The organism is Methylobacterium sp. NPDC097929 (genome assembly GCF_049543375.1).
In the GTDB taxonomy this organism is placed as follows: Bacteria; Pseudomonadota; Alphaproteobacteria; order Rhizobiales; family Beijerinckiaceae; genus Methylobacterium.
In genome coordinates this window covers 774,422-795,222 of record NZ_JBMVEP010000001.1, presented here as the reverse complement: position 1 = coordinate 795,222, position 20,801 = coordinate 774,422, and the positions used below count along the sequence as shown (strand labels likewise).

Annotated in this window: 26 protein-coding genes and 1 tRNA gene; 13 read left to right on the top strand and 14 right to left on the bottom strand. The window is 68.8% G+C overall.

What is annotated here, in order from left to right:
* Together ACPCJR_RS03825 and ACPCJR_RS03820 are read left to right on the top strand one after the other, a co-directional pair.
* The gene (locus ACPCJR_RS03825; RefSeq protein ID WP_391510607.1) at window positions 1-183 is read left to right on the top strand and encodes a hypothetical protein; all 183 of its coding nucleotides are present in this window, start codon (window positions 1-3) and stop codon (window positions 181-183) included.
* 3 nt (window positions 184-186) lie between these two features.
* Window positions 187-516 (top strand): DUF4123 domain-containing protein, encoded by a 330-nt coding sequence (locus ACPCJR_RS03820; protein WP_391510608.1) that lies wholly within the window; start codon window positions 187-189, stop codon window positions 514-516.
* A gap of 10 nt (window positions 517-526) precedes the next feature.
* Here ACPCJR_RS03820 and ACPCJR_RS03815 read toward each other — a convergent pair whose 3' ends face one another.
* Genes ACPCJR_RS03815 through ACPCJR_RS03805 form a run of 3 tightly spaced genes read right to left on the bottom strand, consistent with a single transcriptional unit; the run spans window position 527 to window position 1,731 of the window.
* Window positions 527-880 (bottom strand): hypothetical protein, encoded by a 354-nt coding sequence (locus ACPCJR_RS03815; protein ID WP_391510609.1) that lies wholly within the window; start codon window positions 878-880, stop codon window positions 527-529.
* A 3-nt stretch (window positions 881-883) separates the two neighbouring features.
* Window positions 884-1,585 (bottom strand): hypothetical protein, encoded by a 702-nt coding sequence (locus ACPCJR_RS03810; protein WP_391510610.1) that lies wholly within the window; start codon window positions 1,583-1,585, stop codon window positions 884-886.
* Between the two features lie 26 nt (window positions 1,586-1,611).
* Window positions 1,612-1,731 carry a hypothetical protein gene (locus ACPCJR_RS03805; protein WP_391510611.1) on the bottom strand — a complete coding sequence of 40 codons (120 nt, stop codon included), beginning with the start codon at window positions 1,729-1,731 and terminating at the stop codon, window positions 1,612-1,614.
* Window positions 1,732-1,892: 161 nt separating this feature from the next.
* Between ACPCJR_RS03805 and ACPCJR_RS03800 the strand changes: the two genes are divergently transcribed.
* Entirely contained in the window at window positions 1,893-2,183 is a 291-nt protein-coding gene (locus ACPCJR_RS03800) for a hypothetical protein (protein WP_391510612.1), read from the top strand.
* Between the two features lie 353 nt (window positions 2,184-2,536).
* Here the strand turns inward: ACPCJR_RS03800 and ACPCJR_RS03795 are convergent, their stop codons facing one another.
* The 3 genes from ACPCJR_RS03795 to glgX all read right to left on the bottom strand — a co-directional run bounded on the left by ACPCJR_RS03795 (window position 2,537) and on the right by glgX (window position 6,955).
* Window positions 2,537-2,857: a plasmid stabilization protein gene (locus ACPCJR_RS03795; protein ID WP_391510613.1), complete on the bottom strand. Its 321-nt coding sequence runs from the start codon at window positions 2,855-2,857 to the stop codon at window positions 2,537-2,539.
* A gap of 33 nt (window positions 2,858-2,890) precedes the next feature.
* A complete protein-coding gene (locus tag ACPCJR_RS03790) occupies window positions 2,891-4,480 on the bottom strand; it encodes a histidine kinase famiy protein (protein ID WP_391510614.1) in 1,590 nt (529 codons plus the stop codon).
* Between the two features lie 204 nt (window positions 4,481-4,684).
* On the bottom strand, window positions 4,685-6,955 hold the full coding sequence (gene glgX / locus ACPCJR_RS03785; RefSeq protein WP_391510615.1) for a glycogen debranching protein GlgX: 2,271 nt from the start codon (window positions 6,953-6,955) through the stop codon (window positions 4,685-4,687).
* A 226-nt stretch (window positions 6,956-7,181) separates the two neighbouring features.
* Here glgX and ACPCJR_RS03780 point away from each other — a divergent pair, with 226 nt between their 5' ends.
* From ACPCJR_RS03780 to ACPCJR_RS03770, 3 genes are all read left to right on the top strand, one after another.
* Window positions 7,182-7,961, top strand: coding sequence for an SHOCT domain-containing protein (locus ACPCJR_RS03780; protein WP_391510616.1), 780 nt, complete (start codon window positions 7,182-7,184; stop codon window positions 7,959-7,961).
* Window positions 7,962-8,159: 198 nt separating this feature from the next.
* Window positions 8,160-9,224, top strand: a complete 1,065-nt coding sequence (locus ACPCJR_RS03775) for a spore photoproduct lyase family protein (RefSeq protein ID WP_391510617.1) — start codon at window positions 8,160-8,162, stop codon at window positions 9,222-9,224.
* Between the two features lie 14 nt (window positions 9,225-9,238).
* A complete protein-coding gene (locus ACPCJR_RS03770; protein ID WP_391510618.1) occupies window positions 9,239-9,700 on the top strand; it encodes a nucleoside deaminase in 462 nt (153 codons plus the stop codon).
* A gap of 25 nt (window positions 9,701-9,725) precedes the next feature.
* Here ACPCJR_RS03770 and ACPCJR_RS03765 read toward each other — a convergent pair whose 3' ends face one another.
* From ACPCJR_RS03765 to ACPCJR_RS03750, 4 genes are all read right to left on the bottom strand, one after another.
* Entirely contained in the window at window positions 9,726-10,037 is a 312-nt protein-coding gene (locus tag ACPCJR_RS03765) for an ETC complex I subunit (protein ID WP_391510619.1), read from the bottom strand.
* Between the two features lie 30 nt (window positions 10,038-10,067).
* A tRNA-Pro gene (locus ACPCJR_RS03760) sits at window positions 10,068-10,144 on the bottom strand.
* Between the two features lie 99 nt (window positions 10,145-10,243).
* Window positions 10,244-10,462 (bottom strand): hypothetical protein, encoded by a 219-nt coding sequence (locus tag ACPCJR_RS03755; RefSeq protein WP_391516790.1) that lies wholly within the window; start codon window positions 10,460-10,462, stop codon window positions 10,244-10,246.
* Window positions 10,463-10,653: 191 nt separating this feature from the next.
* The gene (locus tag ACPCJR_RS03750) at window positions 10,654-11,247 is read right to left on the bottom strand and encodes a PAS domain-containing protein (protein ID WP_391510621.1); all 594 of its coding nucleotides are present in this window, start codon (window positions 11,245-11,247) and stop codon (window positions 10,654-10,656) included.
* 103 nt (window positions 11,248-11,350) lie between these two features.
* Here ACPCJR_RS03750 and ACPCJR_RS03745 point away from each other — a divergent pair, with 103 nt between their 5' ends.
* Window positions 11,351-11,686: a hypothetical protein gene (locus ACPCJR_RS03745; RefSeq protein ID WP_391510622.1), complete on the top strand. Its 336-nt coding sequence runs from the start codon at window positions 11,351-11,353 to the stop codon at window positions 11,684-11,686.
* 160 nt (window positions 11,687-11,846) lie between these two features.
* Complete coding sequence (locus tag ACPCJR_RS03740) at window positions 11,847-12,554, top strand: glutathione binding-like protein (RefSeq protein WP_391510623.1); 708 nt, start codon at window positions 11,847-11,849, stop codon at window positions 12,552-12,554.
* Window positions 12,555-12,576: 22 nt separating this feature from the next.
* Here ACPCJR_RS03740 and ACPCJR_RS03735 read toward each other — a convergent pair whose 3' ends face one another.
* Window positions 12,577-13,443 (bottom strand): NAD(P)-dependent oxidoreductase, encoded by an 867-nt coding sequence (locus ACPCJR_RS03735; protein ID WP_391510624.1) that lies wholly within the window; start codon window positions 13,441-13,443, stop codon window positions 12,577-12,579.
* A gap of 61 nt (window positions 13,444-13,504) precedes the next feature.
* A complete protein-coding gene (locus ACPCJR_RS03730; protein WP_391510625.1) occupies window positions 13,505-14,524 on the bottom strand; it encodes an alpha/beta fold hydrolase in 1,020 nt (339 codons plus the stop codon).
* Between the two features lie 69 nt (window positions 14,525-14,593).
* On the opposite strand from ACPCJR_RS03730, the gene ACPCJR_RS03725 reads away from it, so the two are divergent.
* Together ACPCJR_RS03725 and ACPCJR_RS03720 are read left to right on the top strand one after the other, a co-directional pair.
* Window positions 14,594-16,009 (top strand): MFS transporter, encoded by a 1,416-nt coding sequence (locus ACPCJR_RS03725; RefSeq protein ID WP_391510626.1) that lies wholly within the window; start codon window positions 14,594-14,596, stop codon window positions 16,007-16,009.
* A 90-nt stretch (window positions 16,010-16,099) separates the two neighbouring features.
* Window positions 16,100-16,891, top strand: a complete 792-nt coding sequence (locus ACPCJR_RS03720; protein ID WP_391510627.1) for an SDR family NAD(P)-dependent oxidoreductase — start codon at window positions 16,100-16,102, stop codon at window positions 16,889-16,891.
* 96 nt (window positions 16,892-16,987) lie between these two features.
* Here the strand turns inward: ACPCJR_RS03720 and ACPCJR_RS03715 are convergent, their stop codons facing one another.
* On the bottom strand, window positions 16,988-17,320 hold the full coding sequence (locus tag ACPCJR_RS03715; protein WP_017486375.1) for an SWIB/MDM2 domain-containing protein: 333 nt from the start codon (window positions 17,318-17,320) through the stop codon (window positions 16,988-16,990).
* 286 nt (window positions 17,321-17,606) lie between these two features.
* On the opposite strand from ACPCJR_RS03715, the gene ACPCJR_RS03710 reads away from it, so the two are divergent.
* The gene (locus tag ACPCJR_RS03710) at window positions 17,607-18,047 is read left to right on the top strand and encodes a PRC-barrel domain-containing protein (protein ID WP_391510628.1); all 441 of its coding nucleotides are present in this window, start codon (window positions 17,607-17,609) and stop codon (window positions 18,045-18,047) included.
* A 16-nt stretch (window positions 18,048-18,063) separates the two neighbouring features.
* Here ACPCJR_RS03710 and ACPCJR_RS03705 read toward each other — a convergent pair whose 3' ends face one another.
* Window positions 18,064-18,435 carry a hypothetical protein gene (locus ACPCJR_RS03705; protein ID WP_391510629.1) on the bottom strand — a complete coding sequence of 124 codons (372 nt, stop codon included), beginning with the start codon at window positions 18,433-18,435 and terminating at the stop codon, window positions 18,064-18,066.
* A gap of 305 nt (window positions 18,436-18,740) precedes the next feature.
* Here ACPCJR_RS03705 and ACPCJR_RS03700 point away from each other — a divergent pair, with 305 nt between their 5' ends.
* The gene (locus ACPCJR_RS03700; RefSeq protein ID WP_391510630.1) at window positions 18,741-19,412 is read left to right on the top strand and encodes a PRC-barrel domain-containing protein; all 672 of its coding nucleotides are present in this window, start codon (window positions 18,741-18,743) and stop codon (window positions 19,410-19,412) included.
* Window positions 19,409-20,764, top strand: a complete 1,356-nt coding sequence (locus tag ACPCJR_RS03695; RefSeq protein WP_391510631.1) for an MFS transporter — start codon at window positions 19,409-19,411, stop codon at window positions 20,762-20,764. Before ACPCJR_RS03700 ends, ACPCJR_RS03695 begins: the two co-directional genes overlap by 4 nt.
* The last annotated feature ends 37 nt before the right edge of the window (window positions 20,765-20,801 follow it).

The window sequence follows — 20,801 nt, the reverse complement described above, 5'->3', positions numbered from 1 at the left end:
ATGGCCGGCAGCCCTGCCGAACGGCTCGCACGTGCGTTGCTCGACGAAGGCATCCCCGTCTTTGTCGGGCTCGATGGTGCGGCCGTCGGCCATCTTCCGGACGAACTGGATGCGCGAGCGCTGTCGGCTCGCCCGCTGTTCATCGGCGGGACGGATCCCGAGAGCCAACTGGCCGGTCCCTAGTTGATGACCTTGGGCCGCGACGCCGAGCGGATCGGGCGCGCTGCGGCTCTGGCTGCCGCGCATCCCACCCTATGCGTGTTCTGGTACGCGGAGACGGACGAGGCCGCGATGGTTCGTCACTTGCGCAGGCTCAACCTGGTTCGGCTTCCCTCGGGTGAGGCGGTTCATTTGCGACACGCCGATCCCAGGGTGATGTCGATCGTCGCGATGAGTCTGCGAGGTGAGAACGCAACCCGCCTGTTCGGCCCGGCGCAAACACTGATCATGTGGGGCGAGGCGCCCGGCTCCATTGCGACGGTGACCTTGGACACCGAAGCCTCGGTCGACGGCTGAGATGCGCCCGTCACGCGTTACGTTCTCGCGCTAAAACACGCCGGACGATGAATTCCAAGCGGTCGTTTGCGGGCTGGTCGAGATCGAGAAGTACGGCCATCATGCTTGGCCCGATGATGGGATGGTGGCGGACCTCTTTCGGCAGAAATGCGATCTGAGCCAGCAGAACGACATCCGCGTCGTCGCTGATCCCGAGACTTTTTCCATCCTCGACGACTGCATCGATCTGCGCGATCGCAGCCGGGTCCGGCATGTCGTCGGGAATCGTTCCCTGCTCCCGAAGTCTCGTGAGCAATATCCTGCGGCGGCGCTCCCGGAAACCGGCTTTGATTGAGGCGAACTCGTCGCTGTTGAGCGTCATCATCGCCTAGACCAAGTCCTCGATATTCGGCAGTTCCCCATCGGCATACTGCCCCGGCCTTTCCCGGATCAGCTCGGACGCGTGGACGCGCAGCCGCCTACGGTCATCGGCAGAAGTGTGAGCCACCAACCACGCCAGAAATCGTCGGAACTTCAGGCCGGAATAGGTTTGCTGGATCGGGATGTAAGGATCGCGCCTCTCATCATGGAAGTGATGACGCGCGTACATCTCGGTATCCCATAGGGAGAGCGGGCGATCACCGACCGAATCATCGATCGCGTGCAGAGGCTCGAGATCGAGCGCCTCATTAAGCGCTGCGAGAGCCCGCTCCGCGACGCCCTCCGGCAGACCTAGCCGCCGCCAGCGCCCGGGATCCCGACGCGCATCGGACAGGACGTATTTCCAATTCGCGAATCGGCGGAAATCCGCGGGAGCGTAGACGAAGCTTCGTGAGAGCCACGCTTCCGTCGCGTCGGCGGAGGAGGGGCCGAGGCGTTGCGTGAGGATCCGTCTCGTCCGAGCCCAGAGGTCCGGGATTTCGCCGCTGCTCTCAAACGCCTCTCGGTTCTCCAGGATCGCCTCCCGCAACGCATTGCGCAGCGCCAGCGCATCGATCTCGGAGGGAAATCCGATCAGAGGCAGGAACGGCCTCACGGAGTCCAGGCTGAGCAGCGCGACGGCGAGCCCCGTCCGTTGGGCGGCGGTCACGGGATCGGCCTGTGGCGGCGAACTTGTCATGGCACAACCAAGTTGGCGGGAAGGGTCGGCCAGAGGGGCGGGAAGAGAGACGGCAGGAGTCGTAATCCCCGGTAGACGAGGTACCCACCGCCAACGACGCCACCGGTGATCAGCACGTTGCGAGCGAGCGCGTTGTTCGAGCCCGCTTGCGGAGATGGGGCCGGCAAGGGGCGGTTGGCCAGTGCACGGGCGCCGTCGGGGGATCACCACAACCCTGGCTGTCGTATTCATCGAGATAGGAGTTGAGCGCCGCCTGATCGTTGAGGATGTTTCCCGAATGGGTTGCATCGTCGCCGCGGAAGTCCCTGAATCGCTGGACGAGGCCCTTGGGCCCGGCCCTGCCACTCTTTTCCGTGTCCATGAGCTCCTTGATCTTGTCGAGGAGCTACGCGCAATTCATACGCCGGGCTTTGTTGCGGGCGTTTCGGCTCCGACGTCCGCAATCGTCGATGCACTCCGCATCGGATTTTGGACCGGGCGGATCGTCGGCCATGATCGGTCGGTATCGACTCGTCTGCTTTCATCGGATTGCCGCGGTCCAATGATTGCAGCGACGCCGATCTCGTGACGAGATCCTGCCGGTAAACGCGCGCATCTGCAAGTCGTGCTTTAATCAAATTACACCCAGGGGATTTAAGGCGCCTCGGCCCGTGGGCATCCCCGACCGGCAATGGCTGCCGATCATGTGCGCTTCATCGAGGGGCTTGAACGGCAACGCGGATTGCCGGCAACGCGAGAACCGCGCGGGGTGCGGCCAGCGTGTCGGAGGCATCGCACATCGTTGCGTTCCCCGCGCGGGCCGGGAGCCGTCCGCCTCGGATGTTGCGGCCTCCTCCCGAGGACGCATTTTCCATTCATCCCAGACGATCCGCCCTTCGATGCCAGCATGGCGACTGTCCGGGAAGGACGACGCGCGCTCGGTCACCCCGCCTTCTTCGCTTCCGCGTTCCGCTTGCGCGTCGCCGCCGCCTTCTTCGCGGAAGCCGAACGCTGCTCCTTCGTGCGGGAGGCCGAGGCCGTGCCGCCGCTGCGGCCGCCCTTATGGGCCGCCGGATGATCCGTCGCCTTTCCGCGGCCCGAGCCGCCGGGATGCTTGCCGCCGCCATCGTCCTTGTTGACGGTGGCCCAGGCGCGGGATTCCGCTTCCTTCTCCGGCACGCCGCGGGATTCGTAGGAGTCCGCGATGTGCTCCGCCTTCCGGATCTGCTTGTCCGTGTATTTCGATTTGTCGCCGCGGGCCATGGGACCTCCGAGGGGAACCGGCGGCGCGTCGCGCTAGCCGCCTGCGCTGTCGAGCGCCGCCCGCACCCGCCGGATCAGCTCGGCGCGGCGGTACGGCTTGTTCAGAATATCGAACTCCGGACGCTCCAGTCCGGTTCGCTCCAGGCTCGCTTCGGCGTAGCCGGTGGTGAGCAGAACCTTGAGATCGGGATGGCGCCGCCGCGCCTCGCGGGCGAGCGACAGGCCGTCCATGCCGCCGGGCATGATCAGGTCGGAGAAGAGCAGATCGATCTCCGGGTGGTCGCTCAAGATCTCCAGGGCCTCGCGGCCGTGGCGGGCCATGAGGGTGACGTAGCCGTAATCGCGCAGGATCGCCCGGGCGAGTTCGGCCACGTCGGGGTGGTCGTCCACGATCAGGATCGTCTCGGTGCCCGGCCGCTCCTCGGCCATGGCGGCCGGCGGGCTCTCCTCGCTCGCGGCCTCGTCGGTCGCCGGGAAGCACAGGCTGACCGTGGTGCCCTCTCCCACCACCGACGCGATCTGGACGGAGCCGCCCGACTGCTTGGCGAAGCCGTAGACCATGGAGAGGCCGAGTCCGGTGCCCTTGCCCTCCTCCTTGGTGGTGAAGAACGGGTCCATCACCCGCGCCAGCACCTCGGACGGCATGCCGGCGCCCGTATCGGTGACCCGGACGCAGACGGAGCGGCCCGAGCGGCCGGCCTCCTCGTTGCGGGTGGCGATGGTGACGCGCCCGCCCTCGGGCATCGCGTCCCGGGCGTTGATGAGCACGTTGAGCAGCGCGACCTCGGCCTGGGTCGGATCGATCCGGCAGGTCTTGAGATCGGGGGCGAGATCGGTCTCGATCGTCACGGCCTCGCCCAGCGTGCGCCCGGCCAACTCCTGCATCCCCGCGACGAGATCGTTGAGGTTGATGGTGCGGTCTTCGAGGCGCTGCTTGCGGGCGAAGGCGAGCAGCTGCTGCGTCAGCGTCGAGGCGCGCTCGGCCGCGTCGCGGATATTGCCGACGGCCCGGCTCATCCGCCCCTTGTCGGCGTCCGGCCGGTCCAGATTGGTCGCGAGCGAATCGGCGTAGCCGAGGATGACCTGGAGCAGGTTGTTGAAGTCGTGGGCGATGCCGCCGGTGAGCTGGCCGAGCGCCTCCATCTTCTGGGCCTGATGCAGCGCATCCTCGGCGACGCGGCGGCGGGTGATGTCGAGCTGCGAGCCGAAGAAGTAGAGCAGCTTGCCGGCCGGGTCGTAGACCGGGCTCACGAAGAGCGCGTTCCAGAAGCTCGACCCGTCCTTGCGGTAGTTGAGGATCTCGACGGCCACGTCCCGCCGCTGCCGGACGGCCTCCGCCACCTCGGCCCGGGTCCTGGGGTCGGTTTCGGGCCCTTGCAGGAAGCGGCAGTTGCGGCCGACCACCTCGTCGCGCGCGTAGCCCGTCATGGTCAGGAAGGCCGGGTTCACGAAGACGATCGGATCGTCGTCCTGATGCGGATCGACCACGACCATCGGCATGCGCGTCATCTCGACGGCGGCGAAGAAGATGCCGCTGCCGGCCTCGAATTCCCGGCCGGCGGCCGCCGCCTCGACGCTGCGATGGGTGCCGTGCGGGCGCTTCTCGGGAATGTCGTCGGTCATGCGAACCCGCGGCGTGGCGTTACGTCCGAACCGTCGGCACCCGCGCCGCGGCGTTCTCGACACGAGGGACGAGCCGCGCATCGCGGGAACGCCGATTCCGCAACGCGTGGCTCGGTCACTCGCTTTCGCATCGCCGATCCCGTCCCGAAAGTCTAAAAAGCGACTTTCGGGACGATGCGGTCGCGGTGCCTGAGGCGGGTGCGATCAGCCCTCCTCGTCGATGCCGAAGCTGACGCTCTCGACATTCGCCCGCTCGAAGGCCTGCATCACGTACTGGTAGGAGCGCTCCATGTCGGTGTGCTCCTCGCCCTCGTTCTCGACCGGCTTGAGCACGAACATCAGCATCGAGCGGCCCGTGACCGAGTAGCTCTCGCCGACCGCGAAACTCTCCACCTCCTGGCTGTCGGGCAGGTTGGTGTCGAGCAGCCGAGTCCAGGCGGTGCCGCCGGGCGCCTCGGGGAAGGTGAAGTCCACCACGTCGTGATAGGCGTTGTAGAACAGGAGCAGGGTGGCATCGCCCCCACGCCGATGGATGCCGCTGGCCTGGGCTCGCCCGTCGAGCAGGACGGCCAGCGTGCGCGAGTTGCCGTCGTTCCAGTTCTCCGGGCTCATCTCGGTGCCGGTCGGGGTGAGCCAGGTCACGTCCTTGACGCCGAACTCCTCGTCGTAGGCGCCCGTCACGAAGCGGCCCCGCGACAACATGGGAAGCGAATTGCGCAGCAGGATCAGGCGCTGCGTGAACTCGGCGAGATCCCGCTCCTCCTCGCCGATGGCGCCCCAATCGACCCAGGAGACCTCGTTGTCCTGGCAATAGGCGTTGTTGTTGCCCCTTTGCGTGCGGGCGAACTCGTCGCCGGCCAGGAGCATCGGCGTGCCCTTCGACAGGAACAGGGTGGCGAGCAGGTTGCGCATCTGGCGCAACCGCACCGAGCGGATCTCGGGATCGTCGGTCGGGCCCTCGACGCCATAATTGTAGGAGAGGTTGTGGCCGTGCCCGTCGCGGTTGCCCTCGCCGTTCGCCTCGTTGTGCTTCTCGTTGTACGAGACCGTGTCGTTGAGCGTGAAGCCGTCATGGGCGGTGATGAAGTTCACCGAGGCCCAAGGGCGGCGCCCGCGCTTGTTGAACTTGTCGGCCGAGGCCGTGATGCGCGAGGCGAGCCCCGGCAGCAGCCCGGAATCGCCCTTCCAGTAGCCGCGCACGTCGTCGCGGAACCGGTCGTTCCACTCGGCCCAGCCCGGCGGGAAGCCGCCGACCTGATAGCCGCCGGGGCCGCAATCCCACGGCTCGGCGATGAGCTTCACGTCGTTGAGCACGGGATCCTGGCGGCAGGTGTCGAGGAAGCCGCCGCCCTCGTCGAAGCCGTAGGGCTCGCGGCCGAGGATGGTGGCGAGATCGAAGCGGAAGCCGTCGACCCGCATCTCGGTCGCCCAGTAGCGCAGGCTGTCGGTGACGAGCTGCAGCACCCGCGGATGCGAGAGGTTGAAGGTGTTCCCCGTGCCGGTGTCGTTGATGTAGTAGCGCGGCTGGTTCGGCAGCAGCCGGTAGTAGGAGGCGTTGTCGACGCCCTTGAACGAGAGCGTCGGACCCTTCTCGTTGCCCTCGGCCGTGTGGTTGTAGACCACGTCGAGGATCACCTCGAGGCCGGCGCCGTGCATGCGGGCCACCATCTCCTTGAACTCGGAGAAGGCGAAGTCCGGCACCGCCGCGTAGCGCCGGGCGGGCGTGAAGAACGAGATCGTGTTGTAGCCCCAGTAATTGATCAGGCCCTTCTGCTGCAGGTAGTCGTCCTGCACGAAGGAATGCACCGGCAAGAGCTCGACCGAGGTGATGCCGAGGCTCTTGATGTAGTCGAGCACGGCGGGGTGGCCCATGCCGGCATAGGTGCCGCGCAGCTTCTCCGGCACCGCCGGGTGCAGCTTGGTGAAGCCCTTGACGTGGGTCTCGTAGACGATGGTGCGCTCCCACGGCACGCGGGGCTTGGCGTCGCGGCCCCAGGTGAAGGCCGGGTCGATCACGCGGCTGCGGCGGGTGTAGGGGGCCGAATCGCGCTCGTCGAAGGTGAGGTCGTCGCCGGTCTCCATCTTGTAGCCGAACAGGGCCGGGTTCCACTCGATGGTGCCCACCAGCCCCTTGGCGTAGGGGTCGATCAGGAGCTTGTTCGGGTTGAAGCGGTGACCGGCCTCCGGCTCGTAGGGGCCGTGGACGCGGTAGCCGTAGATCGTGCCGGGGCGCGCGTCCGGCAGATAGCCGTGCCAGACCTCGTCAGTGTATTCCGGCAGCTCGATCCGCTCGATCTCGTTCTTGCCCTCGTCGTCGAACAGGCACAGCTCGACCTTGGTGGCGTGGGCCGAGAACAGCGCGAAGTTGACGCCGCGCCCGTCCCAGGTCGCGCCGCGCGGATGGGGCGAGCCCTCGCGGATACGCGTGCGCGAGGTGCGCGGCTTCGGCATCGCGGTCCTGTCGGTATCGGCCATCGTCGTCCCATTCTCGTTTTGGTGGTGCCCCGCCTCGGGCCCGGCCGAATTCAGAACGTGCGCGGAACGGCGAAGCTCCGTGCCGACTGACGCGATGCAGCAAATTTTTCTGATCGCCGGAGCGCGCCGACGCGGATGTGTTAGGCCAGGGACGAAACTGGCGGTGCGGGCTCGCGTTTCAATGCGGCCACGGTCAGCCGCGCCGCGTTCGAGCAGGGAATCGCCCATGATCGAAGAACCCGAGCACCGGCCCGGCGGCCTGCAAGCCCTGGCCGACCGTCACGGCGTGAGCCTGGAGGCGGTGCGCCACCTGCTGCGGGCCCTTCAATCGGGACAGGGCAACATGGCCCAGTTCGATCATCCCGACCTCGGTGGCTTCGGCCAATGGTCGCGGGGCGGCATGGTCATGGTCGGGCGCATGAACGATCATGCGCTCAAGGCCCGGGTCGATGCCCTGTGCACGGAACTCGCTGCCGCCCTCCCCCTCTCCGGCTTTCGCGAGGAGGCCGCCTCGGGCCATTGGTGGCCGGCGGAGCTGGGCCAGCCGTCGAGCGCGGGCGCGCAGAACGGAACGCGCTACGCGTTCTTCCCCGCGGCGCAGCGCCTGGCCGTCGAGACGGAGGGGCAGCTCGCCCTCTACGACACCGGCGACCGGATCGTCACCGGCACCTCGCAGCAGCAGGGCGGGACCGCCTCGTTCCGCTTCAGCGGACCGCAGGGGAGCTTTTCCCTGGAGGATCTGACGCCGGTCGAGCGGGACGCGGCGGCCCCACCGTCGGCGCCGACGGGCGGCGCAGCGCCCGTATCGTCATCCGTGTCGTCCGCGGTCGGGGCTCGCCCGACCTCGCCCGAGCCCGCCGCCCCCTCGCAGCGTCCCACTGCATCGGGCGCGGCCTCCGCCGACATCCTCTCGGTTCTCGAACGGCTGGCCGAGCTGCACCGGAAGGGCGTGCTGACCGACGCCGAATTCTCCGCCAAGAAAGCGGAGCTGCTCGCACGGCTCTAAACGCCCACCCCGCCACGGCGAGGCGGGCGGCAAGCCATCCGGGTCTCGGCCCGCTCGGGGGGGCGTCGGACCCCTTCGCGTTCGCGCGCGAGGACGGGACCCGGCGCGGTATCTGTCGGCCGACGACAGGACGGCATGAGGGGACGGCCTGTCGCCGCAGGACCCGCCGGAGAGCCGGGGCCGCCCTAGATCCCGGCGATGGCCCGGCGCGACCTCATCGACATCGACCGCATCTTCCACGAGGCCGCGGTCGCCGATTATCCGCGCGGGCGCGAGATTCTTTCGCGGTTTCCCAACGCCGAGCGGATCGCGGTGCCCTCGCACTGGAACATCCCGGCACTCCACGGCAACGCGGGCTCGGTCGAGGATTGGCTGCAGATCAAGCGCTCGACGCTGGTGCTCGGCGTAAAGAAAGGGCTCTCGATGCGCCCCAACGGCCGGTCCGCCCACTTCATCGCGCCGTCCACCTCCAACGGCTGCGCCATGGCCTGCGCCTATTGCTACGTGCCGCGCCGCAAGGGTTTCTCCAACCCGATCTCGCTGTTCGTGAACGTCGAGGCGGTCGGCGCGGCGATCACCCGCCACGCGGCCAAGCAGGGTCCGCTGCCCGAGCCCGACCAGATCGACGAGGCGGCCTGGGTCTACGATCTCGGCGAGAACGGCGACCTCTCGGTCGACGCGATGATCTGCGACAACGTCCGCGATCTCGTGGCGCTGTTCCGTGGATTGCCCAACGCCAAGGGCTCCTTCGCCACCAAGGCGGTCAACCGCGACCTGCTCGCCTACGATCCGCAGGGGCGCACCCGCATCCGCTTCTCGCTGATGCCCGCTCGGATCGCCCGGGTGGTCGACGTGCGCACCGCGCCGATGCCGGAACGGATCGCGGCGATCGACGACTTCCTGGCGGCGGGCTACGAGGTCCACGTCAACTTCTCCCCCGTGATCCTCTACGAGGGCTGGGAGGCGGATTGGGCGGCCCTGTTCGACGAGATCGACGGGACGATCTCGCAGGCGGCCAAAGCCCAGCTCAAATGCGAGATCATCATGCTGACCCACAATGCCGGGCTGCATGACGTCAATCTCGGCTGGCACCCCAAAGCCGAGGACCTGCTCTGGCGGCCGGACATCCAGGAGACCAAGCGCTCCGAGGGCGGCGGCGACAACCTGCGCTACCGCACGGGCTGGAAGGGGAAATGGCTCGCCCGCTTCAAGGCGCTGCTCGCCGAGCGGATGCCCTATTGCCGGGTGCGCTACGCGTTCTGACGAGAGGAGACGAGATGCCGGATCACGAGAGCTACCTGCGCGAGGCCACCGAACTCGCGCTCGCCAACGTCGCCGAGGGTGGCAGCCCCTACGGCGCGGTCATCGTTGCCGAGGGTCGGGTCGTCGCACGGGCGGCCAACCGCATCCACGCCACCAACGACCCCACCGACCATGCCGAGATGGTGGCCTTGCGCGCGGCGAGCCGGAGCCTCGGCCGGCCGAAGCTCGCGGATTGCATCGTCTACGCCAGCGGGCGGCCTTGCCCGATGTGCCACGCGGCGATGCGGCTCGCCGGGATCGGCCGAGGCTACTTCGCCTTCACGGCGGAGGAGGCGGAGGCCGAAGGGCTCGTCAGCGCCGGCATCTACGCCGAACTCTGCCGGCCGCTGGACGAGCAGCCGATGCAGGTGCGCCACCATCCGCTGCCGGGCGAGCCCAGCCCCTACCGCGCCTGGGCGGAGCGGAAGGGCCGCTGAGCCGGTCTCGCGTCGAGGCGAGGCCTCAATGCGTCCAGGGCGCGGTGCGGTTGAACTTGAAATTGTCGGAGTAGGACAGGCCCCGGCGCGGCAGCGGGGGCTTGGTCTCCTCGACCTGGAAGGCGATGCCAGCCGACTTGGCGTAGGCCACCGCTTCCTCGGCCGTGTCGAATTCCAGCCGCACCTGCTGGAGCATGTCGGACGAGCTGGTCCAGCCCATCAGCGGATCGATCTCGCGCGGGCTGGTCCGATCGAATTCCAGCACCCACTGCTTGGTGCGGGCGAGCCCGGACTGCGTGGGATCCTTGGTGGGACGATAGATGCGGGCGCTCGACATCGGACGGCTGACGGCTCCGGGCTTTAAGCATGGTCGGGGCGATAGGATTCGAACCTACGACCCTCTGCTCCCAAAGCAGATGCGCTACCAGACTGCGCTACACCCCGACACCCCCTCTCAAGGGCCCGACGGAGATACCGCCTCGGCCCCGCCGCGGCAAGGCGGACGGATGCACGCATGGGCGTTGGCGCGGCCCAAAACCTCCCTCAGACGAGAATATCGAGGACGCGCTTCTCGGATTCGATCGAGGATTTCAGCACCGCCGTGTTCACCGCCACGCCGAAAGAGGCCGAGACGACGTCGGTGACCGCCGCGGTCGGCTCGGCCGCCGACTGGGGCGAGGCGACGAGAGCCGCCGCCCCGTCGAAGCGCTGGAGGGCGGCGTTGAGGCCCGCCGAGCTTGTCGAGACCGCCGAGATCATCATTCACTCCCCTCACCGACGCGCCATCGCAGCACGGAAACAGTGAAGGCTTCGTTGGAAGAATGCGCACAAGGCTCGGGAGCCAGGGCCGTCGCGCGGAGCGATGACCCGAAGGCCAAGACTGAATCGGCTTGACCTCGTGAGGGACTGTTCGCGTGACAGAGCGGGCGTTGCTTGCTTTCGGCAAACAAATTTCAAAAGTGGCTACGCTTGGCAAGCGCTCGTCCGACTGCCCAAAGCAAGGTCTCGACGGCCTGCTGCAGCGCTGGCCGCTCATGCTCGGCAGTTTCATCAATCACGCGCCGTGCCTGAAGCGCATAGGTCGCGAGACGATCGAGCGGATGCTCGTCCTTTCTCGGCAGAACGAAGAGGGCGCAATCTTGCGCTTGCGCATTCTGCTTGATCTCGGAAATGTCAACGACGATGCCTCGCCCGACAACTTCTCCGGTGTTATCATCGCGTTTGTAGTGACCTCGCGCCAACAGCCAACGTACCCCGCTCGCTGCCGAGCGCACGCGATACGCGGTGACTAACAATCCTCCATGCTCACACACGCGATGGATGTTGGTGGAAAACTCTTCCCGGTCAGCCGGAAAGATGGCTTGCGCATAAGCTGCCAGCGGCAATCCCCTCGCGGCTTGCGCCGGGTCGAGACCGAACAAGGCGGCGGTGGTTGCGTCCGCAACGGTACGGTCGTTTTCGAAATCCGTCTCCCAAATGCCGACTTGAGAGGCAGTCAATGCGTCGGGCAGAAAGTCCAGCCAGTATCGACTTGCACCATACGGCATGCCCAAACACCCAGCCCGATGCTAAAACAGGGAGTCCCTTAAGGGAGTTGCTTCTATCAGCTTCGCTGCCAAAGGTCTTGGGCGTGTAGGGAAGTCGAACGACATGAGCTCTATCCTGCCTTCGGACTGGAAGAGGCCGAATGCCACGTCAGAAACAAATCGTCTGCGTGAACTCGCGGAATCGCTCGGCGTTCCGATCGAGGCATTCCGGGAGTCGAAAGAGCTTCAGCATCTCAGTGTAGATGAAGATGGTACGCGATGGTTCTTGACGCTCGACGCTCAAGGCAGGCCTGTCGTGCGCCGGGTTGGTGAGGGTGCAAATCGGAACACAACAGAAGAGACCGTTGCCTCGTTTTTGCGGCGCGACGAAGGAAGCCCGCAGCGTGAAGCACTCACTGCTCTCATCGACCGGTTGCTCGTGATGCATCTTACGAATTGATGGCGTCTTCCCACCACCAAAAGCTGCTTTTGATGATGGCGAACTGATTGGGTTCGGACCCTCACGCGCAAGCGCGCCCGGCTTGATCGCGCGGTGGGGCGATGCCACCTCGCCGCAGAACCGGCGGCGGCGCCCCGCGCGCCCGGAAACGAGGCACACGATGATCGACCTCCACTACTGGCCGACCCCGAACGGCCACAAGGTGACGATGTTCCTGGAGGAGGCCGGCCTCCCCTACACGATCCATCCGGTGGACATCGGCAAGGGCGCCCAGTTCGACCCGGCCTTCCTCAAGATCGCGCCCAACAACCGCATGCCCGCCATCGTCGATCGGGCGCCCGCCGATGGCGGCGAGCCGGTCTCGCTGTTCGAGTCGGGAGCGATCCTGCTCTACCTCGCGGAGAAGACCGGGCGCTTCCTGCCCGCCGACCTGCGCGGCCGGGCCGAGACCCTGCAATGGCTGTTCTGGCAGATGGGCGGCCTCGGGCCGATGCTCGGCCAGAATCATCACTTCTCGCAATACGCGCCGGAGAAGGTCCCCTACGCGATCGACCGCTACCTCAAGGAGACCAACCGCCTCTACGGCGTGCTCGACCGGCGGCTTGCAGACCGTGCCTTCGTCGCGGGCGCCGACTACACCATCGCCGACATGGCGGCCTATCCCTGGATCGTGCCGTGGGAGAAGCAGGGCCAGCGCCTCGACGACCACCCGCATCTCAAGCGCTGGTTCGAGGCGATTGCCGAGCGTCCCGCGACCCAGGCCGCCTATGCCCGTGCCGCCGAGGTCAACCCGAACTATGGTCAGCCGATGAACGAGGACGCCAAGAAAGTGATGTTCGGCCAGACCGCCACCAACACCAAGCGGTAGCGGTTCGACCCGGGCGGGCGCCTCAGCGCCCGCTGCGTCGGGCGGCCACCGTCGCAAGGCCGGCAAAATCCTTGTCGCCGTCGCCGTGGGCGATGGCGTCGAGGAGGTTGTCGCGCAGCACGCTGGCGAAGGGCATCGGCACGTTGACCGCCTCGCCCGCGGCCAGTGCGAGCCGCACGTCCTTGAGACCGAGCCGGATGGTGAAGCCCGGCGGCTCGTAGCGCCCTTCCATGATCATGGCGCCGTAATTCTTGTAGACCGGCGAGGCGAAGAGCGTGCTGGTGAGCATTTCCAGCACGTCGGCGCCGGCGATGCCGTGCCCCTCCGCGAAGGCCGCCGCCTCGCCCATCGCCTCGATGGCCGAGACCAGCATGAAATTGCCCGCGAGCTTGACGGCGTTGGCCCGCTCCGGCTCCGCGCCGAAGCGCCAGGTCTTCTGGCCCATGGCGTCGAAGAGCGGCTGCACCCGGGCGATGGCCGCGTCGTCGCCCGCGGCGATGATGTGAAGGGCGCCGCTCGACGCCGCGTCCGGCCGGCCGAAGACGGGGGCGGAGACGTAAGGAACGCCCGCCCGTTCGTGGATCGCCGCCAGCTCCCGGGCGAGCGCCACCGAGATCGTGGACATGCCGACATGCACGCCGGGCCGCTGCCCGGAATCGAGCAGCCCCCCCTCGACGGTGACGGCGCGCAGGGCCGCGTCGTCGGCGAGCATGGTGAACGCGGCATCGCCCGCGAACGCCTCCGCGGCGCTCGTCACGGGCTCGGCGCCCTCGACCGCACGGGCCGCCTCGGGCGAGCGGTTCCAGACCCGCACCCGGTGGCCCGCCGCGACGAGCCGCGCCGCCATGGCCCGGCCCATCCGTCCGAGCCCGATGAAGCCGACATCCATCGTCCGTCTCCCGATCTTCCGTCGATCTTCCGTGGCGAAGGGCCGGCGCGCTGCGCCCGGTTCAGTGCGTGTTGAGGAACTCGAGCGTCAATGCGTTGAACATCTCGGTCGCCTCCATGTGGACGAGGTGGCCGACATTGTTGATGACCTCCGCCTTCCCGTTGGGCATCCGGTTGGCGAGCGCCCGAGCGTGGCCGGTGTTGTCGCCCATCCCGGAGCGCAGTTCCGTCGGCGCGAAGCCTTTCCCCGGCGCGTTGCGGTCGTTGGCGCCCATCACGAACAGGGTCGGCGCCTTGACGAGCGGGATCTCGTGGACCACCGGCTGGCCCCAGATCATCTGGTAGGAATTCACGAAGGACCTGAGCCAGCGCGGGTACTCGCCCGAGCCCTTCACCCGCTCGCGGATCGACACGAACGGCTCGATCGCCGAGGCCGGAATCGAGAGCGCGTAGCTCGTCATCAGCTGCTTGCGGTAGGCCTCCGCGCTCAGGTCGCCCTCGCGGGCCATCAGCGTCTCGTCGGAGACGGGCGGCACGCTGTAGCGGTAATCCTCGAGACCGATCGGCGCCTCCAGCACCAGGGAATTAACCCGCTGCGGGAAGCTGCGGGCGATGCGCACCGCGAGCATGCCGCCCATGGAATGGGCCACGATGTCGAAGCGCGGGATCTTGAGGCTGTCGGCGAGCGCCACCGTGTCGGCGGCCATGCGGTCGAAGGTGAAGGCGCCGATCGGCTTCGAGGACTTGCCGAAGCCGAGCTGGTCGGGGACCACGACGCGGAAGCCCGCATTCGAGAGGGTGCGGATCACCGGCTCCCAGTAGCTCGAGGGGAAGTTGCGCCCGTGCAGCAGAAGCACCGTGCGGCCGTTGGCGTTGTCGGGGGGGGGCACGTCCATGTAGGCGAGGCGCTGGGCCTCGCCGTCGCGGGTCAGCGGCAGGAAGCGCACCGGGAAGGGATAGGCGAAGCCTTCGAGCCCGATGCCGAGCGGCACAGGGGGCGGCGTCTCCTCGGCAGGCGCCGGGGCGGGTGTCAGCGCCAGAAGCGGCGCGAGGCACAGCGCGAGGATCGGGAGGGCACGCATGGAAGCTCCGTCTCGGCCTGTCGGCCAGCTGTTGGCTCGGTGTCGTCCGGTGACGGACAGATAGGGCGGATGGGCCGCCTGCAAGCTCCGGAAGGTGACAAGGTGAGCGCGCAGACGATCACGGGGGGAAGCGGCACGGACGGGCTGCCGCCGCGCGAGCGTTGGCTGGCGCTCGGCGCAATCGCGCTCGCCATGACCATGGCGGTGCTCGACGGGGCGATCGTCAACGTCGCCCTGCCCGTGATCGCCCGCGATCTCACCGTGCCCCCCTCCGAAGCCATCTTCGTCGTCAGCGCCTACCAGATCGCGGTCACCGCCGCGTTGCTGCCGCTCGCGAGCCTGGGGGAAATCCTGGGCTATCGCCGGGTCTATCTCGGCGGGCTCGCCGTCTTCACCCTCGCCTCGCTCGCCTGCGCGCTCGCGCCGGACCTGACGAGCCTCACCGCCGCGCGGGTGGCGCAGGGCCTGGGCGCGGCCGGGATCATGAGCGTCAACATCGCGCTCGTGCGCTTCATCTATCCCCACCGCCTGATCGGGCGCGGGGTCGGCAACGTGGCGCTCATCGTGGCGGTCGCCTCCGCCGCGGGGCCGACCATCGCCGCCGCGATCCTCTCGGTGGCGACATGGCCCTGGCTGTTCCTCGTCAACCTGCCGGTCGGGGCCGTGGCTCTGGCGGTGGGCTCGCGCACCCTGCCGCTCACCCCCCGCTCCGCCCGCCGCTTCGACATCGGCAGCGCCTGCCTCAACGCTCTGACCATCGGCCTCCTGATCGTCGGGGTCGACGGACTCGCCGATCCGAACATGCGTCCGCTCGCCTCTGCGGAGATCGCCGCCGCCTTCGTCGTCGGCTTCGTCTTCGTGCGCATGCAGCTGCGCCGGGCCGTGCCGCTCCTGCCCCTCGACCTCCTGCGGATTCCGGCCTTCGCCCTCTCGATGGTGGCCTCGATCTGCTCGTTCTCGGCGCAGATGACCGCCTACGTCGCTCTGCCCTTTTACTTCCAAGAAGGCCTGGGCTTCTCGGAGGCGCACACCGGCCTGCTGATGACGCCCTGGCCGCTCGCCATCGCTGCGGTGGCGCCGCTCTCGGGCCGGTTCGCCGACCGCTACCCGCCGGGCCTCCTGGGCAGCCTCGGCCTCGTCCTGCTGGCGGTGGGCCTCACCGGGCTGGCCCTGCTGCCCCCGGCACCGACGACCCTCGACGTGGTCTGGCGCCTCACCCTCTGCGGACTCGGCTTCGGGCTGTTCCAGTCGCCCAACAACAAGATCATCATCACCAGCGCCCCACGGGAGCGCAGCGGCGGGGCGAGCGGGATGCAGTCGAGCGCCCGTCTCGTCGGTCAATCCCTCGGGGCGGCGCTGGTGGCCGTGCTGTTCGGCATCGCCGCCGGCGGGCCGGCGGGCGCCTTCGCCCTCACGCTGTGGTGCGCCGTCGCCCTGTCGCTGGCCGGGGCGGTGGCGAGCGGTCTGCGCCGGACGGGACCCTGATCGCCGCTCCCGCGACGCACCAATTCCGGGCTCGCGCGTTGTGGCCATGGAAGCGTCCGCTGGGCGCGGGCGCCTTGGGCGGGACGGGCGATGGACATCGATCTGAAGGGGCGCAGCGCCCTCGTGACGGGCTCGACCGGCGGCATCGGCTACGCCGTCGCCCGCGCTCTCGGGCAGCTCGGCGCCTACGTCGCGGTCAACGGGCGCACCGCCGAGCGGGTCGATGCGGCGATCGAGCGGCTGCGCGGCGAGGTGCCCGAGGGTGCGTTCATCGCCGGCATCGGCGATGTCGGCACCGAGGAGGGCACGGCCGAACTCGTCGCCGCGCTGCCGCGGGTCGACATCCTCGTCAACAATGCCGGGATCTTCGAGCCGCAGCCCTTCTTCGAGATCCCGGATGCCGAGTGGCGCCGCTTCTTCGAGGTCAACGTGATGAGCGGCATCCGCCTGTCACGGGCCTACGGCCCCGGCATGGCGGAGCGCGGCTGGGGGCGGATCGTCTTCATCGCAAGCGAGTCGGGGATCAACATCCCCGTCGAGATGGTCCATTACGGCGTGACGAAGACGGCCCAACTCGCCGTCTCCCGCGGTCTCGCCGAGACGGTCGGAGGCAGCGGCGTCACCGTCAACAGCGTCCTGCCCGGCCCGACGCTCACCGAAGGCGTCGCCGATTTCCTCGAATCGATGGGCGGGGGCGAGGGCGACCTCGAAGCCAAGGGCCGCGCCTTCATCGCCGAGAACCGTCCGACCTCGCTCCTGAAGCGCCTCGCGCAGCCGGAGGAGGTGGCCAGCATGGTGGCCTATCTCTGCACGCCCGCCGCGAGCGCCACCACGGGGGCGGCCCTGCGGGTCGATGGCGGCGTGCTGCGCGGGATCGCCTGAGGCGTCGCGTGGGGTCTGCCGCCGGGGAAGACGGGCCGGCCTGCGCCAAGCCGGCACCGCTCCGGAGGGACGGTCCGCGAACGTCTCAGGTCGCGATCAGGACTTCAGGTGCGCGGCGAGGTGCTTGTTCATCTCGAACATCGAGCACTTATCCTTGCCGAAGATCTTCTTCAGCTTGTCGTCGGCGACGATCTCGCGCTTGTTCTCCGGGTTCTGGAGATTGTGCTTCTTGATGTGCTCCCACACCTTGCTGACGACTTCGCCGCGCGGCAGGGGCTTGTCGCCGACGATGGCGGCGAGTTCGGGAGACGGCTTCAGGGGCTGCTGAAGGGCGTTGGGCTTCGTGCCGGAGGCGGCCTTGGTGGCAGTCTCCTTCTTCGGAGCGCTCTTGGGCGCAGCCGCCTTCTTCTCCGTCGTCTTGGTAGCCATGGTTTCCCTCCGTCCTGCGGTCCGGCAGATAGGTGACACGAGCCCGGGGGCCTCGGGGCACTAAGGTCCAACAACTAAGCGGTGCCGCGCCCGTTCCAAGGGGAGAACGGTGTCGGACCCTCGTCCATCCACAGATCAGCGGAGCTTATCCGCAGCGCGGCGGGCCCTTCACACGTGCGGAGCGGGTGTCCGGCCCCGCGAATCGCGCATCGTGATCGGTCGCGGAACCGTGACGGGTGCGCCGCATTCAAACAAGACCCCGATCGGGGACAGCGTGGAGATGCGGATGCCGACGGACCTGCCCGAGGAGCGAAGCTACCGGAAGCCGGGAAGCCTGGAGCTGGACCCCGGCTCCGGCGAGGGCGTGGCGACCTCCGAGACGCCCCGGCTGATCGCCTCCGACAAGGTCGAGGGCACGCCGGTCTACGACGGCACCGGCCGCCATCTCGGCAGCGTTCACAATTTCATGGTCGACAAGGTTTCGGGGCAGGTCGCCTACGCCGTCCTGTCCTTCGGCGGCTTCCTCGGCTTCGGCGAGGCCTACCATCCGCTGCCGTGGAAGGCCCTGACCTACTCGGTCGAACTCGGCGGCTACGTGGTCGACATCGACCCCGCCGAGCTGGAGGGTGCGCCGACCCACGGGCCCGGCGAGGATCCCTTCTCCGATCCGGGCTATGGCGGCCGCCTCGACGATCACTACGGGGGCCGCAAGGCGCCGACCGCGTAGTCGCGGCCGACCCCGCTCAGAACTTGCCGCCGAGGCCGACGCTGCCGCCCGCCCCCATCTGAGGCGCGAGGCCGCCGGAGCTGCTCTGCGCCGCCGGCTCGCCGTCGATCTCCTCGCGCCGGATGCGGCGGGGGCCGGTATCGGCGGTGCGGGTCTCGCCGCGGACGTTCTTGGGCAGTTCGAGCGAGCGCGTCGGCCGGGTCGCGATCGGGGCGTCGTCGTCGACCTGGGCGCTGCGGGTCGCGCGCGCCGGCAGGCTTCCGCGCATGGAGGGCGGCGGTCCGAGTTCGGATTCCGGCATGACGCCGCCGCCGCCGCCCAGGGCTTGGCAGCCGCCGAGGCTCGCGGCGAGGAGCGCCGCAGCGCAAAGTCTGGACGGGTGGGGCATGGGCAGTCCTGTCCTCGTGCCGGGCGCCCCGAACCTCAGGGCGTCCTGTCGTGTCGTCTCGAATACCGCTCTAGGACAGGGATTTGGCGAAAACCAGACGGCGCGCGACGGTGTCCACGCCACCTGCCCGCCCGCTCCGGCTGCCCGGGAGCGGGTGGGGCTTCCGGCGGCGCTGCGCCGAGCCATCCACAACTTCGCCCTTGTTGCCGGGCATGGACGATGCGTCCGCCTGCACCATACCGTCCGGGTGCGACCGATCCGTCGGACCCGGCGCGCGAATTGCCAGACTGTCGAGAGGTACTGGGGTGGTCAGACTGCTACGGACGATCGTGACACCGGCGATCGCCCTCCTCGCCACGGCGGCCGTGGCCGCAGAGGGGACATCGGGGGGACCATCGGGCGCATCCGGCGAGGCCCCGCCCCCCGCGGCCACGCCGACGCCTCCCCCGGCGGCCTCGCCGCCTCAGCCGGCCGTGGCGCCGGCGACGCCGCCTGCGTCCCAGCCGCTGCCCACCCAGAACGGCACCGCGGTGCCCTCCCAGGGCGGGGGCACGCCCGCGGTGGTGCTCGACACCCAGGATTACGAGAGCCTGCTCGGCAAGAGCGTGCGCGCCATGAACGGCGACGACCTCGGCCGGATCATCGACGTCATCGTCGACCGCGACGGGCGCCCCCGCGCCGCGGTGATCGATTTCGGCGGCTTCCTCGGGGTCGGCTCCCGCAAGATCGCCGTCGATTGGCGCGTCCTGAAGTTCACGACCGAGGGCAAGGTCGGCCGCCTGACGCTCCAGCTCAACCGGAATCAGGTCCGCGTCTCGCCCGAGTACAAGTCCGGCGAGCCCATCGTGGTGCTCGGCGCCACCAGCCCGAGCCCGCCGCCCGAGAGCGACGCCTCCGCCGCGCCCGCCGCCGAGAAGGCCGCCGCGCCCTCCGACAAGGCCGCCGACCGGCCGCAGGAGAAGACGCCGGACAAATGACGGCCAGCCCGGTGACGGAGAGGCGCGCGGTTCCCTCGCGCGAACGCGACATCCCCCGCAGCGACCCCCGCGACCGCGCCGGTGCGCGGCCGGGCCGCCGCCCGGGTCGTCCGAGCGAGCCCGCGCACGGCCCGACCGGGCCGTCGCGCCGGGCGACCTACGGCCTGGACGCGTTCACCTTCTTCATCGCCAACCTTCAGACCAGCTTCGGGCCCTTCGTCGCCGTCTACTTCACCCAGCAGAAGTGGACGCAGGCCGATATCGGCCTCGCCCTGACCGTCGGCAGCCTCGTGAGCCTGCTCGGGCAGATGCCCGGCGGCGCCTTCGTCGACGCCTCCCGTTCCAAGCGCTTCGCGGCCGCCTTCTCCGCCTTCTGGGTCGGGGCGAGCGCCGTGATGCTCGCGGCCTTCCCCACCTATCTCTCCGTCATGCTCGCCATGGCGCTCCACTCGGCGGCGAGCTGCGTGCTGACGCCGTCCATCGCCGCGATCTCCATCGGCCTCGTCGGCCATGCCCGTGCCGGCGAGCGGCTGGGGCGCAACGCCAGCTTCTCGGCGATCGGCAACGCGCTCGGCGCCGCCGGCATGGGGGCGATCGGCTACTACCTCTCGAACGACGCGGTGTTCTACCTCGCCGGCCTCCTCGTGATCCCGGCCCTGGTCTCGCTCTCCTTCATTCCGTCGGGCCGGAACCCCGAGCCGGGTCAGGCCCGGAGCGCGGCGCCCCGCGAGCCCGAGCGGCCTGCGGCCGGCGGCCTCGGCGCGTTCCTGAAGAACCGGGCACTGCTGTGCTTTGCCGCCTGCATGGTGCTGTTCTTCCTCGCCAACGCGGCGATGCTGCCGCTGGTCGGCAGCGTCATGACCCTGCGGGCGAGCGAGACCGCCACGGCCCTGGTGGCCGCCTGCATCATGGTCCCGCAGGCGGTGCTGGCCCTGACCGCCCCCTTCGTCGGCCGGCTCGCCCAGCGCTGGGGCCGAAAGCCCCTCCTCCTGATCGGTTTCGCCGCCCTGCCGATCCGCGGGCTGCTCTTCGCCCTCGTGAGCGACCCCTACTGGATGGTGGCGATCCAGGTCTTCGACGGAATCTCCGCCTCGGTGCTCGGGGTGATGGTGCCGCTGATCGTCTCCGACGTGACCCGGGGAACGGGCCGCTTCAACACCGCGCTCGGCGCGGTCGGGACCGGCATGGGCATCGGCGCGGCCCTGTCCACGGCGCTCGCCGGCTTCATGGCGGACGAACTCGGCAGCCAAGCGGCCTTCCTCGGTCTCGCCGTGGTCGGAGCGGCCGGGCTGGCACTCGTCCTTCTCATCATGCCGGAAACCCGCCGAACGGATGGAAACGAGGCGGCGTGAGGGGGGAGAGCTTCCGCCGGGAGCCTTGACCTGCGCG

Bases quoted from the DNA above. Each gene is read 5' to 3' on its own strand.
- ACPCJR_RS03825 (WP_391510607.1), top strand. From the start codon at position 1: ATGGCCGGCAGCCCTGCCGAACGGCTCGCACGTGCGTTGCTCGACGAA.
- ACPCJR_RS03820 (WP_391510608.1), top strand. From the start codon at position 187: ATGACCTTGGGCCGCGACGCCGAGCGGATCGGGCGCGCTGCGGCTCTG.
- ACPCJR_RS03815 (WP_391510609.1), bottom strand. From the start codon at position 880: ATGATGACGCTCAACAGCGACGAGTTCGCCTCAATCAAAGCCGGTTTC.
- ACPCJR_RS03800 (WP_391510612.1), top strand. From the start codon at position 1,893: ATGGGTTGCATCGTCGCCGCGGAAGTCCCTGAATCGCTGGACGAGGCC.
- ACPCJR_RS03795 (WP_391510613.1), bottom strand. From the start codon at position 2,857: ATGGCCCGCGGCGACAAATCGAAATACACGGACAAGCAGATCCGGAAG.
- ACPCJR_RS03790 (WP_391510614.1), bottom strand. From the start codon at position 4,480: ATGACCGACGACATTCCCGAGAAGCGCCCGCACGGCACCCATCGCAGC.
- glgX (WP_391510615.1), bottom strand. From the start codon at position 6,955: ATGGCCGATACCGACAGGACCGCGATGCCGAAGCCGCGCACCTCGCGC.
- ACPCJR_RS03780 (WP_391510616.1), top strand. From the start codon at position 7,182: ATGATCGAAGAACCCGAGCACCGGCCCGGCGGCCTGCAAGCCCTGGCC.
- ACPCJR_RS03775 (WP_391510617.1), top strand. From the start codon at position 8,160: ATGGCCCGGCGCGACCTCATCGACATCGACCGCATCTTCCACGAGGCC.
- ACPCJR_RS03770 (WP_391510618.1), top strand. From the start codon at position 9,239: ATGCCGGATCACGAGAGCTACCTGCGCGAGGCCACCGAACTCGCGCTC.
- ACPCJR_RS03765 (WP_391510619.1), bottom strand. From the start codon at position 10,037: ATGTCGAGCGCCCGCATCTATCGTCCCACCAAGGATCCCACGCAGTCC.
- ACPCJR_RS03755 (WP_391516790.1), bottom strand. From the start codon at position 10,462: ATGATGATCTCGGCGGTCTCGACAAGCTCGGCGGGCCTCAACGCCGCC.
- ACPCJR_RS03750 (WP_391510621.1), bottom strand. From the start codon at position 11,247: ATGCCGTATGGTGCAAGTCGATACTGGCTGGACTTTCTGCCCGACGCA.
- ACPCJR_RS03745 (WP_391510622.1), top strand. From the start codon at position 11,351: ATGAGCTCTATCCTGCCTTCGGACTGGAAGAGGCCGAATGCCACGTCA.
- ACPCJR_RS03740 (WP_391510623.1), top strand. From the start codon at position 11,847: ATGATCGACCTCCACTACTGGCCGACCCCGAACGGCCACAAGGTGACG.
- ACPCJR_RS03735 (WP_391510624.1), bottom strand. From the start codon at position 13,443: ATGGATGTCGGCTTCATCGGGCTCGGACGGATGGGCCGGGCCATGGCG.
- ACPCJR_RS03730 (WP_391510625.1), bottom strand. From the start codon at position 14,524: ATGCGTGCCCTCCCGATCCTCGCGCTGTGCCTCGCGCCGCTTCTGGCG.
- ACPCJR_RS03725 (WP_391510626.1), top strand. From the start codon at position 14,594: ATGGGCCGCCTGCAAGCTCCGGAAGGTGACAAGGTGAGCGCGCAGACG.
- ACPCJR_RS03720 (WP_391510627.1), top strand. From the start codon at position 16,100: ATGGACATCGATCTGAAGGGGCGCAGCGCCCTCGTGACGGGCTCGACC.
- ACPCJR_RS03715 (WP_017486375.1), bottom strand. From the start codon at position 17,320: ATGGCTACCAAGACGACGGAGAAGAAGGCGGCTGCGCCCAAGAGCGCT.
- ACPCJR_RS03710 (WP_391510628.1), top strand. From the start codon at position 17,607: ATGCCGACGGACCTGCCCGAGGAGCGAAGCTACCGGAAGCCGGGAAGC.
- ACPCJR_RS03705 (WP_391510629.1), bottom strand. From the start codon at position 18,435: ATGCCCCACCCGTCCAGACTTTGCGCTGCGGCGCTCCTCGCCGCGAGC.
- ACPCJR_RS03695 (WP_391510631.1), top strand. From the start codon at position 19,409: ATGACGGCCAGCCCGGTGACGGAGAGGCGCGCGGTTCCCTCGCGCGAA.